Source organism: Streptomyces sp. NPDC006476, from assembly GCF_040612015.1.
Taxonomy (GTDB): Bacteria; Actinomycetota; Actinomycetes; order Streptomycetales; family Streptomycetaceae; genus Streptomyces; species Streptomyces griseorubiginosus_B.
Genome location: NZ_JBEXPK010000018.1, coordinates 52,804 through 66,520, shown reverse-complemented (window position 1 = coordinate 66,520; position 13,717 = coordinate 52,804). Strand labels below are relative to the sequence as shown.

The window sequence follows — 13,717 nt, the reverse complement described above, 5'->3', positions numbered from 1 at the left end:
ATTACCGTCAGCAGGCTTGCGGGCATGACGACGAGCAATGCTTCCCATTCCACCGCCCACCCCTACACCCTCGAGATGGCGATGATCCACCAGGTGTTCCGCCGTGAGTCGCGCTTGCTGGCCGAACTCGTACAGGACGTTGCGCCATTGGACACCGCCCGCGCGGGGATCCTCGCCGAGCACTGGCGCGAGTACACCGTCGGGCTGTACGCGCATCACACCGGGGAAGACCAGGTGCTGTGGCCTGTCCTGCTCCCCCGCCTCGATATGGACGCAGAGCAGGTGCTGGCGATGGAGGCGCAGCACCACGAGCTCAGTACGGGGATGGACGAGGCCCAGGTGCTCATGGACCGGTGGCGGACGCAGGCGCTGGCAGCCGACCGTGACGAGCTGGCCGAGGCGCTGCGCCGACACCACCGCCAGTTGAGTGCCCACCCTCGATGAGGAGGAGCAGATGGTCATGCCGCTGGTCGTGCGCCACGTGAACGAGGGCGAGTGGCGCGCGGTCGGGGAGCGGGGTCTGGCCGAGACGCCCAGGAACCGCCTGATGATCGCGCTGGGCGCCATCCTGGAGGACTGCCCGCCCGATGAGCGCAGAGAGTTCCTCGCCCGCCTGCCGGTCGCCGCGAGGGTGATGTGGAAGGTCCTCGGGCAGCGGCAATACCGGCGCGAAACCCGCCGCATCCGCGGCCGACACACGTCCGTATGAGCCGCCACATCCCGCCGCGCGGTCCGGATGCCCGGCCGCCGTCCGCCCTGTACCAACCGAACCGCTTGAGGAACCTCCTGACCGATGCGCATCGGATTCTCCGTCCCCCAATTCGGCCCCTTCGCCGACCCCGACCACACTGCCGTCATGTGTGCCGCCCTGGAGGCGCTGGGCTGTCACAGCCTCTGGGTGGCCGACCGGCTGCTGGCGCCGCTGACCCCGCCCGAGGGCTACCCGGGCGGCACGATGCCGACCCGGTACGGCACGCACCTCGATCCGTTGCTCGCGCTCGGAGTGGCGGCCTCGGTGACCGAGCGGGTGCGCCTGGGCAGCAGCACCCTCAACGCCCTGTGGCAGCCGCCCCTCGTCCTCGCCCGAGCGCTCACCACCCTGGACCTGATCAGCCGAGGGGGTCTGGACGTCGGGCTCGGGCTGGGCTGGGCTGGATGCGTGAGGAGTACGAGGCCGTCGGAGTGCCCTGGCACGGGCGCGGTGGCCGGCTGGAGGAGACGCTGGACGTCCTCGAGGCTGTGTGGCGGTAAGTGATCATGACAAGAACATCTTCACGTGCTCCCTGGCCTGAAGTCCGGGGAGCACGTCAAGCACCACCCCTCAACGCCTGAACCGCGTCGATCACGCTGTCCACCACCTCGGTCACCGGCTTGGTGGCGTCGATGACCGTCGCGCCAAGGCCCTCGTAGATCGCTCGCATCCGAGGATTCCACTCCAGGGCCGCCGCGAGCTCTTCGGGATGTTGACCGAATGCGTTCGTCGTGCGGGACGCAAGCCGGTGGCGGAGGGTGTCCTCGTCGATGACCAGGCAGACGGTGACGTCGAAAAGTTCGCGGACGTCTTCCTCGTTCTCCGCCGACCCACACAAGAACGCGAAACGGGAACGCGACTCCTCGACGAGGGCCTCGACGCGTTCGCGGACGATCACCCACCCGTATCGTTCGAGCCAGCCCTCGGGGACCGGATAGGGAGGATCCATCACGACCTCGCCTTTGGATCGGTCGATCCAGCGGCTGAAGCCGTCCTCGTCGGCGTCGAACGCGAGGTAGCCCCGCGCGCGCAACACCCCGCACACCGTGGACTTACCGGTGCCTGAATTGCCCGTCACCCACACGACTGTCACGCGGCCAGCGTAGCCACGACAGTCCCGGGCCAACGACGCTGTCGCCGCGATCACGCGAGGCGAAGCTTCCACTACGGACACCTCGCCCGTTGGTCGCTTTGAACAGGATCGAATTGCTGGACCAGGCGCCCCATCCGCCGCAGGGTTGGTGCGACCACGACAGGTCGGCGACCCGTCAGTCGACCAGGTCGCCGATCCCGGCCCGCCACGGACCAGTACGAGTGCGTCACCAACGTGAGACTGACGGCCTGAGCCTGACGGGCAGCCGCAGAGAAAAGCGCCTTTCCGGTCACGTCACCGGAAAGGACCGGCCCGGCATCCGCCCGGCGCCGGTGGGGAGGGCCGGCAACGCGCCCGGCCGCGACGGAGGGACACCACCATGCGCACCATCACGCGAGGCGCCGCCGCGCTCGCCATCGCCACGGCCGCCGTGGCAGCGATCGGCACCAGCTCGGCACAAGCGAACGACCGCACCGTGTACGGCTGTCCGGGCGGGGCAGTCTGCATCTACCCCCGGGACGCCGACATCCACAACAGCACGCCGACCAACATCTACTACAGCTACGGCGCCCACAACCTGAGCAACCAGTTCGGCAACCACTACGTGCTCAACAACCAGTACGGCGGCGCCAATGCCACCGCCCAGCTGTGCAACGGCTACAACGGCGCCGACTGCGTGATCACCATCGGGCTGAACGAGTTCGGCGTCTACAACCTCACGCCCATCAACTCGGTCGTGCTGAACCGACCGTAGCCACCCGTCGGCAGGCCTGATGGGGGCACGTTCCGGCACACCGATCTACCTCCAGACTTCCTGGTCTCACCATGCGTGGGCGGCAACGACCAGCCGTCCCAAGGGCATTGACCGACACGGCACCTCATCGAACACATCAGCAGGGGGAAAACCATGAAGCTGTCCCGTCGCGCCACCACCGCCACCGCACTGGCAGTGCTGGCCCTGGGAGGCACGCTCGCCGCGACCACACCGGCCTCGGCGGCCACGACCCGGACCACCACCCAGGCGGCGCCCACGGCGACGTACAACGGTGCCTGCGGCACCGGCTACACGGTCATCGACTCCACGCCGGTCGGCAACTCCGGCAAGGTGTTCCTCACCTGGAACCAGTCGACCGGCAAGAACTGCGCCGTGACCGTCCGCAACGCCGTGGGAAGGCAGATCAACATGGAGGTGACCCTGGACGCCCTCGGCGACTCCGACGAGCCCTCCGTCGACTCCGGCGTATACACCAGCTACGCCGGCCCCGTCTACGTCAACGGCCGCGGCTCCTGCGTCGCCTGGAGCGGCACCATCGGAAACGCCTCGGCCAGCGACTCCGGCCACTGCGGCTGATCCAGCATCCGGGGGCGGGACCACCACCCGCCCCCGGCACCGCCGAGCGAACGCAGTCGCCGGCGCCCTTGGCCGGTCCGGTGGGTGGCCATCGTGGTGGTGCACGGACCAGATTCCTGCATTGCTGTTGGCCAGATCCACGGGGTCCTCGGGACGGCGTGACGTCATGCGGGGACGGCGAGTGGCGGGTGCTCGAGCACGCGGGGCTTGTACTCGACCAGCTGGATACGGCCGTCGAAGGTGCGGTGCTCGATCATCTCGAGGGCGACGTCTGGATAGCCGTCGTAGATGCGTTCTTCGCCCGTGGCCCCGGTGATCACCGGGAACATCACGACCCGGAAGCGGTCGACGAGTCCGGCTCGTAGCAGGGACCGGCACAGGCTGACGCTGCCGATGGTGCTGAGGAGCCCCGAGCCGCTCGACTTCATGGCCCGGACCGCCTCGACGGCGTCGTCGCGGACGAGCGTGGAGTTGGCCCACGTCAGTGGCTCCTCGAGTGAGGAGGAGAACACCACCTTGGACGCTTGCGTGAGTTCGTCGACGGACGCCTCTTCCTCGGGCCTGAACTCGTCTTGACCTTTCGGGACCTCGCCTGCGGCGAAGCCCGACATCAGGCGGTAGGTGTTCGCTCCCATCAGGTAGGTGGCCTCCGGCTGCTCGCCGAGCCATGCGAGGTACTCCGGGCCCTCGAGGCCCCAGAACCCGGGCCATCCCTCTCCCGATGCGTAGCCGTCGAGGGAGGTGATGAAGTCGACGAGAAGCTCTGACATGGCGGTGTCCTTTCCTGGGTGTCACGAGCTTGGACCGGCCGGGAGCCACAAACTCATCGGCCGCGCTGCAGCTACCGCGCCGTTGGACAGCCCGCGAAGGCGCTGTGGCTCACCCCACCACGCGCACGGTTACGTCGGTGTGCTCGAGGTCGCTCGGACGTGCCCGGTGTTGCCGCTCGGCGGTGCCGGCTCGGTGAACTGGTCGAACAGCGTGACGGCGGCCCTGGTCAGGAGGGACCAGCCGTCCTGTCGCTCCGGGTCGTCCAGATCGGCGTATCCGGCGATCCATCGCATATGGAAGCCGTCGAGCAGGGCCGCGAGAGTGGTGGCGAGGTGTTCGACCTTGTAGGGCGCGCGCATCCGCAGTCCGTAGGCGTCGAGCAGGGCCTGGTACGCCTCACAGGCGACCTTGGTGAACGAATCGCCGTAATGCCCCAGGGCCTCGCGTACCCGTGGGTTGGCCGCGCTGGCGTAGAAGCCGAGCATCACGCGGTAGATCGGGTCGACGCGGTGGTTCTCGTGGTTGTGGGTCAGTACGTCGTTGAGTGCTTCCTGCCAGGTGATGCCGTTGTCGATGGCTTCCTCGAAGCGCCGGATGCTGTCGGGCAGGCTCGGGACCAGTTCGGCCTGGCGGGTGGTCAGGTGGAATAGGAGTTCCGCCTGGAAATCCGCCTGTGCCGGCCAGATCTGGTAGATCGATCCGGTCGTGATCGCCGGTGCCTGGTCGTCGCCCAGCCGCTCCCGCATGATGCGCGTGGCTTCCTCGGTGACCTGCTTGACGCGGATATGGGCGAGGGCGGCAGAAACGGCTGCCTCGCTGGTGTCGCCCGTGCCGGCGCACACGAGCTTGGTGGCCGCTTCGAGCATCAGCGCCCGCGTCTCCTCAAGGGAACGTCGCGGGAGCCGGCGCCGCCCAGCTTCCGTTGTCATGCCTGCCCCTCCTCATTGCATGATCGTTAATTCGGTGTCACCAAGGCGTTGACACGACGCAAAGCCTACACCTAGATTCCAGCTTCGTAAGAAAGTTACGAAAGCTCGAAAGGCTCAATGAGCAGGCCTTTCGCGCCTCTTCGAGCCAGTCCGCCGCGCCGGTCACCCCGGGCCGCCCGCAGACTTCTCGCTGCCTTCCACCTCTCCTTCCGCATGCCCCGCCGGGCACCGCCCCGCCCCTGTTCCCACCACGGAGGATCCCGCATGCCTGCAAGCTCACGTCCCCGAAGACTGGTCCTCGTCTCCGCCGTCATGACGTCTCTGCTGGGCGTCTCGGCGTGCAACGGTTCGAGCACACCCGCATCGACATCGGCCGCCGGCTCGCAGGCCTCCTCCTCCGCTGCGGACTCCCGCCCGTCGAGCGCCGTCGTGACCGACTACCTGCGTTACGTGGGGGGCAAGGCAGGAAAGGCCGACACCAGCCTGTCCCCCGTCGGCCTGGGCTGGGTGAACGTGGAGGGCGGCCCTGGAGGCAACCCCGAGGCGACCGCGGGCGCCCGCGCCGCCGTGAAGTACGTCAACGAGAAGCTGGGCGGGATCGGCGGGCATCCGCTGGCACTGAACGTCTGCACGGTCGTGTCGGCAGAGGAGGAGGGGCAGAAGTGCGGCCAGCAACTGCTCGGCGACAAGAGCGTCTCCGCCATCGGTGTCGGCAATCTCTACCTCGGTGACGCTTCCTTCAACGCCGTGGTCGCCGGCAAGAAGCCGGTGCTGGTCGGCGTGGCGACGGGCCCGACCATGCCCACCGCGAAGAACACCTTCAGCACCTTCGGCGACCTGCCGCACATCTTCGGCGCCTGGGGGACGTACTCCCGCGACGTGCTGAAGGCGAAGACCGCGGCGGTGATCCACACCAACACGCCGGGCGACAAGATCGCCTCCAGCGCGGCGGTGAAGGGCCTCGAGGCGGCCGGCCTGACGGTGAAGTCGGTCGGATTCGACGCCCAGGCCACCGACCTCATCGGCCCGGTCACCGCGGCGGGGGCGAGCACCGCCGACGTCGTCGTGCCCATCACCATCGGTTCCGGATGCGTCGGTGTGGCCAAGGCCCTGAAGCAGCTGGCGGTCACCAAGCCGGTGGTCGCGACCCCGCTGTGCATGTCTCCGGATGTGGCTCAGGGCCTCGGCGGCGACCTGCCCGCCTGGACGTACGGGGTCGCCCAGACGCTGACAGCCGATCCCTCGGCAGCCGACTCCAAGGCGTTCCTCACCGCCTCGGCGCAGGTGGGACTGACCAAGGACACGGCAGCCAAGGTCTTCGCACCGCTGGCCTGGAGCACGGTGCTGACCTACGCCAAGGTCTTCGACGCCGTCGGCCCCGACAAGATCACTCCCGCGACGGTCACCGAGCAGCTGAAGACGTTCACCGGGCCGGTCATCATGGGCGCCGCCGAGGTCAAGTGCGGCAAGTACAAGGACGCCCCCGCGGTCTGCAACGACCAGGCGCGGCTCTACCAGTACCAGGGCAAGGGCCAGTTCAAGCCGCTGACCGACTGGCTCCGCCCGCCCCAGTGAGCCCCGCTCTCACCCTCCCACGGGCCCTCGGGCCCACCCCCGTGCCGACGGTGTAGCCGTCCCTCCCCAGCGGAGCACCGTCGGCACGGGACTCCCACCGTCATGACAGGAGTCATGCATGGATCAGATCCTGCTCTTCGCCGTGCTCGGACTCGGCCAGGGAGCGTTGATCGCCGGTATCGCGCTCGGGGTCGTCGTGACCTACCGGGGCTCGGGCATCATCAACCTGTCCACCGGTGCCGTCGCCATGGCCTCGGCCTACATCTTCTGGGCGCTCACCTCCGGCTTCTTCGGCTTCACCCTGCCCACCGTGGCCGCTCTCATCGGAGCGCTCGTGGCCGCACTCGCCATCGGAGTCCTCATCGAGGTGGCGGTGTTCCGGCCACTGCGCACCGTCTCACCGCTGGCCAAGCTGGCCGCCTCGCTCGGCATCCTGCTCACCCTGCAGGCCACGGTGCTGCTGGTCTTCGGCACCCAGCCCCAGCAGGCACCGAGCGTCCTTCCCGGCGAGACCGTCGGCGTCCTCGGCATCACCACTCCGGCGGACCGGTTCCTGCTGACCGGTCTGATCATCACGATCGCCCTGGCACTGGGCGCCCTGTACCGGTGGAGCCGGTTGGGCCTCGCCACCCGCGCCGCTTCGGAGAACGAACAGGCCGCGCTGCTCGCGGGCCTGTCCCCCAACGGCATCTCCCTGGCCAACACCCTCCTGGCCGCCCTGGTCGCCGGGCTGCTCGGCGTCCTGGCCGCGCCCATCGTCCAGGTCGACTCCATCACCCTCCCCCTCCAGGTCGTCCCCGCCCTCGCGGCCGCCCTCTTCGCCGGGTTCACGTCGCTGTGGATCGCCTGCACGGCGGGCATCCTCATCGGAGTGCTGCAGTCGATCGTGTACTACCTCTCCACGCAGAGCTGGTTCCCGACCGACAACGGCAACGCCATGCCGGGCCTTCAGCAGCTGCTGGTCTTCGCGCTGATGGTGGTCGCCCTGTACGTCCGGGGCGCCGGCCTGCCGCGCCGCGGGGAAGCCATCGAACAGCGGCTGCCCGCCGTCCCCCTGCCCGAACGGCTGCTACGTCCCGCCCTGTTGTCCGCGGTCGTGGCCGCGGTGGCCCTGGTGGTCCTGCCGTTCGACTTCCGACAGGCCCTCACCAACTCGATGATCGGCATGGTCATCGTTCTGTCGTACGTCGTCATCACCGGCTACGTCGGACAGATCTCCGTGATGCAGCTGGCCCTCTCCGGCACTGCGGGCTTCGCCCTCTCCCACCTCGCGGTCCAGTTGCGCATTCCCTTCCCCTTCGACGCCCTCGGCGCCACCTTGCTCGCCACACTGCTCGGCGTGGCCGCGGGCATCTCCGCCCTCCGGGTCCGCGGTGTGAGCCTCGCCGTCGTCACCCTGGCCGCCGCCCTCGCCATGGAACAGGCCCTGTTCGGCAACACCTCGTTCGGCGGCACCGCCGGTGTGTCCGTACCACCGCCGCGCCTGCTCGGGGTGAACCTCGGCCCGGGAGCGGACTTCCGCGGTCTGGACGGCAACGAGCCCAGCCCCATGTTCGGATTCCTCGTGCTGGCCGTCACCGTCTGTCTCGGACTGTACGTCGCCCATCTGCGGCGCACCGGTCTCGGCAGGCGCATGCTCGCGGTCCGCTCCAACGAACGGGCCGCCGCGGCGGCGGGAGTCGACGTACGGGCCGTGAAGATCGCCGCCTTCGCCATCAGCTCCTTCATCGCCAGCGTCGCCGGCACCCTGTACGGCTACAACTTCGGCTCTGTCAGCGCTGCCCGGTTCACCGCGCTGGCCGCTCTGGGCCTCATCGGCTTCGCCTATATCGGCGGCATCACCATGGTGTCCGGAGCCGTGATCGCCGGACTGATGTCCACCGAAGCCCTGCTGCCGCACGCGCTGGACAAATGGTTCGGGATCAAGGGGACCTGGGCGCTGCTGTTCGGCGGGGTGTCCCTGATCCTGACGCTGATCGCCAACCCCGACGGAATCGCGGGCGCCAACCACCGCCGTAAAACGGCGAAGAGAGCCGCACGTGCAGCGGCCCAGGTGAGTGCGCCGGATGACCCACACGCCGCCGGGGAACACCGCGCACCCGCCGCGCTCGACACCACGGAGGTCGCCTCGTGAACGTACTGTCGGTCCAGTCGATCAGTGTCAGCTACGGCGGTGTGCACGCGCTGAGCGAGGTGTCCCTGGAGATCGGGCAAGGCCAACTGGTCGGGCTGATCGGCCCGAACGGCGCCGGCAAGACCACCTTCGTGGACGCCGTCACCGGCCTCGTCCCGGCGCGTGGACGAATCAGTCTGGACGGTCAGGACCTCACCGGTCTGCCGCCGCACGCGCGAGCACGACGCGGGCTCGCCCGTACTTTCCAGAGCAGCGAGCTCTTCGAGGACCTCACGGTCGCGGAGAACCTTCAGATCACGGCGGACCGGCCAAGCTGGTGGAGAGCATTCGGCGAAACACTCGGCCGCCGCGTGTCCCCCGACGTGGCCGCCGCACAGGCCCTGTCTGCCCTGGGGCTTGAGGATCTCGCCCACGCCTCGGCCCACCAGCTGTCCCAAGGACAGCGCAAACTCGTCGGCGTGGCCCGGGCCCTGGCCGCCCGACCGCGCGTCGTCTGCCTCGACGAACCCGCTGCCGGGCTGGACACAGCGGAGAGCGCCGAACTCGGACACCGCCTGCGTGCCATCGCGGACGACGGCACCTCCCTGCTCCTCATCGACCACGACATGAGTCTCGTCATGGGCATCTGTGACCACGTGGTCGTCCTGGAATTCGGCAAGGTCATCGCCTCCGGGCCACCCGCGCAGGTGCGCACCGACCCGGCCGTCATCAGCGCCTACCTGGGGGCCTCGGCCGTCCAGCCCACCGCTGCCTCCCGGCAGCACGGCGGCACACCATCCGCCGACCGCCCGTCCAAGGTCGCCACCACCACACCGGAGCCATCATGAGCACCCCTGTTCTCGAGGTGAGGGGACTCACCGCCGGATACGACGGTGCCCCTGTCATCCGTGACGTCGACCTGACCGTGGCGACGGGACAGGTCGTCGCCCTGCTCGGAGCCAACGGAGCCGGGAAAACCACCACGTTGAAGGCCATCTCCGCACTGCTGCGCCCCATGGCCGGCACGGTCACCTTCGCCGGTTCGCCCCTCGACAGAATCCCGGCCGCCACCCGCGCCCGTCTCGGCATAGCCCATGTCCCCGAGGGACGGGGCATCTTCTCCGCTCTCACCGTGGCGGAACATCTGCGCCTCGCCCATCGGGGCGAGCGCCTGGACGAGGCCGCCGCCTACCGTTACTTCCCGGTCCTGTCCCGCCTCAAGGACCGCAGGGCAGGCCTGCTCTCGGGGGGTGAGCAACAGATGCTCGCCATGGGGCGCGCACTGGCCCGGCGCCCGAAACTGCTTCTGCTCGACGAACTCAGCCTCGGCCTGGCACCCATCATCGTGGAGGAGCTGTTGCCCGTCGTACGGCGCTACGCGGACGACTCCGGCTGCGGCGTCCTGCTCGTCGAACAGCACGTCGGTCTGGCCCTGGAGGTCGCGGACCACGGCTACGTCCTCTCCCACGGCGAAATCACCACCCACGCCGCGGCCCGGGAACTTGGCGCCGACCAGGCCAGGATCGTCGCCGGCTATCTCGGCGAACACCCCGCCTGACCCATCCCCCGGGCCTCGAACACTGCCTCTCAGCCGCGGCCGGCCACCCAGGACAGCCGGCCCGGCACTCGAAGCTGCCCGGATCCCCACAACAGGAGTTGCGTTGTTCACTTTCGACAGCCCCGACGGTGTCACGATCCACGTGCACGAATGGCGGCCCGACACACCACCGCGTGCCGTCGTGCAGATCGCCCACGGCATGGGCGAACACGCGGGCCGCTACGCGTCGCTCGCCGCGGCACTGACCGAGCAGGGCTACGCCGTCTATGCCAACGATCACCGCGGACACGGACTCAGCAGACATGCCGCACCCGGCCATCTCGGTGACGACGGCTGGAACCGGCTCGTCGACGACATGGCCGCCCTTTCGGCAGTCGCCCGCGAACGGCACCCGGGTCTCCCGCTGGTACTGATCAGCCACAGCCTCGGGTCCTTCGCCGCCCAGCAGTACATACTGCGGCATGCCGCCCTCATCGACGCTGTCGCGCTGACCGGCACCACAGCGGTCGACCTCATGCTCGCGGGACAGACCGCCGAAGCGGACCCGCTGCGCGCCCTCAACGCGGCCTTCGAGCCCGCCCGGACACCCTTCGACTGGCTCAGCCGCGACGAGCGCGCCGTCGACGCCTACCTCGCGGACCCTCTGTGCGGCTTCAGCCTCGACGCGCAGGGCATGGCGGACCTCGCCGCCGCACTGCCCACGCTCGCCGATCCCCAGGGCGTTCCGGCCCGGCTGCCCATCTGCGTCATGGTCGGAGACAGGGACCCGCTCAACGAACAACTCCAGCTCAGTGACCTGCTGGTGAAGCGCTACCGCACGGCCGGCGTCACGGACATCACGTACCGGACATATCCGGGAGCCCGCCACGAACTGTTCAACGAGACCAACAGCCAGGAGGTCATCAACGACCTGCTGCATTGGCTGCACCAGACCCTGCCCCGCTGACCTCCCTTGCACGAACGGATCCACCGTGCGGTCAATCCCTTTCCTGCTTTCGCCCATCAGTGACGACGCACCCCCAACCACCCGCTTGGTGCGCGACACTTGGAGCGCGTACGGCGTGCCACGCTTCGCCCAGCCCGACGGCGCGAAGCGTGACGTTCTCCTACATGAGGTGCAGTGATCAGTGAAGTCCGGTAAGTCGAGCCTGGCAGCGTGGCTGCACCACCTCGACGTCGAGGTTCTGGAGCAGGTACTCGCAGCACGGCCGGACGCCGTGGCCCCGCCTCAGCCCCGCTCGGTCAGCGAACTGGCTGAACGCTTACAACGCCCGGGCTCGGTGGCGCTCGCGCTGCCCCCGCTCCCGCTGCCCGCCCTGCAGGCGGCCGAGACGCTGGCGGTCCTGAGTTCGCCGGTCTCTCGACATGTCGTTGCGGATCTGCTCGGCGCGACCGAGGGAGAGGCCGCACGCGGACTGGAAGCTGCGCTCCAGACATTGTTCACTCGTGCGCTGGTCTGGCCGGACAGCGAGGGAAATCTGCACATGGCCTCCGCGCTACGGCGCGCGTGGGACGCCCCTCTCGGACTGGACAAGTCGCTGGCGACGCTGTTGAACGATGCGACGTCCGAGGAGTTGCGACGCATCCTCGCGACCCTGGGTGTGCGGCCTCCGAGCACCAAGTCGCAGCGTCTCGCGACACTCGTGGAGCACCACACTGATCCGGCACGTATCGCCGAGATGGTCGCCCGGGCGCCGGCCGACACCAGGCAACTGCTGGAGCGGCGTGCGGACCCCGCGTACCGACCGGAGGTATTCGGCGCTTTCGGAGTGCGGTCCGTCTCCGAGCCGGGTGCCCGCTGGGCGCTGGAGCGGGGACTGCTGGTCCAGGGGCGTTACGACTACGGCCCCGCGCACATGCCCGCGGAGGTGGCTCTCGCACTGCGCGGGCCGGGCTGGCACGCTCCGTTCGACCCCACACCGCCCGTCCCGCTCCTTGCCCCCGTCACCCCGGCGGAGGTCGACAGCGAGGCGGCCTCCGCGGCCACGGCGTTCGCCGCACACGCCGCCTCGGTGTTGTCGGTGTGCGCGACGGCTCCGCCCGCCCGGTTGAAGTCCGGCGGTGTCGGAGCCCGCGAACTGGCCCGGCTCGGCAAAGCGGCACGCTGCGAGGACACCGTCGTGCGCCTCACCCTGGAAACGGCGTACCAGGCCGGACTCCTGGCCCGTGACGGTGACCGGGTCACGACGACGGACGCCTACGACACCTGGGCCGAGGCGGAACCCGCAGAGCGGCTACCGGTGTTGCTGCACGCTTGGTGGACGCTTGGACTCACTCCTTCGCAGACCCGGGACGAGGACAACAAGACGCTGGCAGCCCTGGCCGGTACTCACTCCTGCGTCGGTTGTCTCCAGGCCCGGCAGGGGCTGCTCACCGCCGCTTCCCATCTGCCGGCCGGGCAGGGCGCGAAGGACGCGGCCGAACTGGGCCCCCTCACCCACTGGTCACGGCCTCTCGCCGAGGTCCTGCCGCAGGACACGACACCGTTCGCCACCGCGATCCGGGAGGCCGAGCTGCTCGGCGTCCTGGCTCGCGGAGCGTTGTCCCCGATCGGCGCCGCCCTGCTGGCCGACAGCACCGAAGAACTGGCCACGGCCTGCGATCGGCTGCTTCCCACCGCCACCACAACGGCCCGCTTCGGCAGCGACCTGACCGCCGTCGTCACCGGCACACCCGCCGCACGTCTGGTCACGCTCCTGGACTCGGTCGCCGAGCGGGAGACCAGTGGTACAGCCTCGACGTGGCGGTTCAGCCCGGCAAGCGTCCGCCGCGCCCTGGACGCCGGCCGCAGCCCGGACGCCATCCAGGCCGACCTCGCCGCCGTAGCCGCCAACGCGCTGCCCCAGCCCCTGGCATACCTGATCACGGACACCGCACGCAGCCATGGACGAATCCGCGTCACCTCGGCCGCCTGCGTCATCCACGGCGAGGAACCCGCCCTTCTCACCGAGATCGCCGCCCATCGCAAACTCGCCAAACTGGGCCTGCGGCACCTCGCCCCCACCGTCCTCGTCAGCCGCACCCCGCTCGAGAAAACCCTCACGGCACTGCGCGCCGAGGGATACGCGCCCGTGGCGGAGGCGGCCGACGGAACCGTGCGCGTCGAACGACCCCGCAGCCACCGGGCCACGTCGTCGGTACCGACCCAGCGCACAGCGATCGGCGGACCCGGTGTCCGGTCCCGCACGACTGCCGCCCCACAGCGGGCCGAACTGACCGCGCTTGCCACCCGGCTGGCGGACGCGCCACTCGCCCAACCCGCCCCGGACCCGCGCAACGACGCCCCCTTCGCCACCGATACCGAAGAGATCATCGCCGGGCACGCGACCCACCTCTCCCACACCGACGTCCGCCAACTCGCCCACGCCGTCGACAACGACACGGCGATCACCATCGATTACGTCGCCGCCTCGGGCAGCCGCACGATCCGCACTGTCAGCCGCCTCGAGCTCGACCTTCCGTATCTGTACGCGTGGTGTCATCTGCGCGACGACGAGCGGGTGTTCACACTGTCCCGCATTCACGGGGTGATGCCCCCGGCGTAGTGCCAGGCGGCGGAAACCGGGCGCGATCGAC

Annotated in this window: 14 protein-coding genes; 11 read left to right on the top strand and 3 right to left on the bottom strand. The window is 69.3% G+C overall.

Annotation, left to right across the window (positions count from 1 at the left end; all coding sequences use genetic code 11):
• The first annotated feature begins 24 nt into the window (after window positions 1-24).
• The 3 genes from ABZZ74_RS21505 to ABZZ74_RS21495 all read left to right on the top strand — a co-directional run bounded on the left by ABZZ74_RS21505 (window position 25) and on the right by ABZZ74_RS21495 (window position 1,255).
• A complete protein-coding gene (locus ABZZ74_RS21505) occupies window positions 25-444 on the top strand; it encodes a hemerythrin domain-containing protein (RefSeq protein WP_356767189.1) in 420 nt (139 codons plus the stop codon).
• Window positions 428-709 (top strand): hypothetical protein, encoded by a 282-nt coding sequence (locus ABZZ74_RS21500; protein ID WP_356767187.1) that lies wholly within the window; start codon window positions 428-430, stop codon window positions 707-709. Before ABZZ74_RS21505 ends, ABZZ74_RS21500 begins: the two co-directional genes overlap by 17 nt.
• An 84-nt stretch (window positions 710-793) precedes the next feature.
• Window positions 794-1,255 carry an LLM class flavin-dependent oxidoreductase gene (locus ABZZ74_RS21495; RefSeq protein WP_356767185.1) on the top strand — a complete coding sequence of 154 codons (462 nt, stop codon included), beginning with the start codon at window positions 794-796 and terminating at the stop codon, window positions 1,253-1,255.
• A 52-nt stretch (window positions 1,256-1,307) separates the two neighbouring features.
• Here the strand turns inward: ABZZ74_RS21495 and ABZZ74_RS21490 are convergent, their stop codons facing one another.
• Window positions 1,308-1,916: a hypothetical protein gene (locus tag ABZZ74_RS21490; protein ID WP_356767183.1), complete on the bottom strand. Its 609-nt coding sequence runs from the start codon at window positions 1,914-1,916 to the stop codon at window positions 1,308-1,310.
• Between the two features lie 307 nt (window positions 1,917-2,223).
• Between ABZZ74_RS21490 and ABZZ74_RS21485 the strand changes: the two genes are divergently transcribed.
• Window positions 2,224-2,598: a hypothetical protein gene (locus tag ABZZ74_RS21485; RefSeq protein WP_356767181.1), complete on the top strand. Its 375-nt coding sequence runs from the start codon at window positions 2,224-2,226 to the stop codon at window positions 2,596-2,598.
• Between the two features lie 153 nt (window positions 2,599-2,751).
• On the top strand, window positions 2,752-3,195 hold the full coding sequence (locus tag ABZZ74_RS21480) for a spore-associated protein A (protein ID WP_356767179.1): 444 nt from the start codon (window positions 2,752-2,754) through the stop codon (window positions 3,193-3,195).
• Between the two features lie 164 nt (window positions 3,196-3,359).
• On the opposite strand, the gene ABZZ74_RS21475 is transcribed toward ABZZ74_RS21480, so the two are convergent.
• Window positions 3,360-3,965: a dihydrofolate reductase family protein gene (locus ABZZ74_RS21475; protein ID WP_356767177.1), complete on the bottom strand. Its 606-nt coding sequence runs from the start codon at window positions 3,963-3,965 to the stop codon at window positions 3,360-3,362.
• A gap of 129 nt (window positions 3,966-4,094) precedes the next feature.
• The gene (locus ABZZ74_RS21470; RefSeq protein WP_356767175.1) at window positions 4,095-4,895 is read right to left on the bottom strand and encodes a hypothetical protein; all 801 of its coding nucleotides are present in this window, start codon (window positions 4,893-4,895) and stop codon (window positions 4,095-4,097) included.
• A 264-nt stretch (window positions 4,896-5,159) separates the two neighbouring features.
• On the opposite strand from ABZZ74_RS21470, the gene ABZZ74_RS21465 reads away from it, so the two are divergent.
• From ABZZ74_RS21465 to ABZZ74_RS21440, 6 genes are all read left to right on the top strand, one after another.
• Window positions 5,160-6,470, top strand: coding sequence for an ABC transporter substrate-binding protein (locus ABZZ74_RS21465; RefSeq protein ID WP_356767173.1), 1,311 nt, complete (start codon window positions 5,160-5,162; stop codon window positions 6,468-6,470).
• Between the two features lie 118 nt (window positions 6,471-6,588).
• Window positions 6,589-8,604 (top strand): ABC transporter permease, encoded by a 2,016-nt coding sequence (locus ABZZ74_RS21460; protein ID WP_356767171.1) that lies wholly within the window; start codon window positions 6,589-6,591, stop codon window positions 8,602-8,604.
• Complete coding sequence (locus ABZZ74_RS21455; protein WP_356767169.1) at window positions 8,601-9,431, top strand: ABC transporter ATP-binding protein; 831 nt, start codon at window positions 8,601-8,603, stop codon at window positions 9,429-9,431. Before ABZZ74_RS21460 ends, ABZZ74_RS21455 begins: the two co-directional genes overlap by 4 nt.
• A complete protein-coding gene (locus tag ABZZ74_RS21450; protein WP_356767167.1) occupies window positions 9,428-10,141 on the top strand; it encodes an ABC transporter ATP-binding protein in 714 nt (237 codons plus the stop codon). The genes ABZZ74_RS21455 and ABZZ74_RS21450 overlap by 4 nt, the downstream gene beginning before the upstream one ends.
• 103 nt (window positions 10,142-10,244) lie before the next feature.
• Window positions 10,245-11,087, top strand: coding sequence for a lysophospholipase (locus ABZZ74_RS21445; protein WP_356767165.1), 843 nt, complete (start codon window positions 10,245-10,247; stop codon window positions 11,085-11,087).
• Window positions 11,088-11,268: 181 nt separating this feature from the next.
• Entirely contained in the window at window positions 11,269-13,686 is a 2,418-nt protein-coding gene (locus tag ABZZ74_RS21440; protein ID WP_356767163.1) for a helicase C-terminal domain-containing protein, read from the top strand.
• Window positions 13,687-13,717 lie beyond the last annotated feature (31 nt).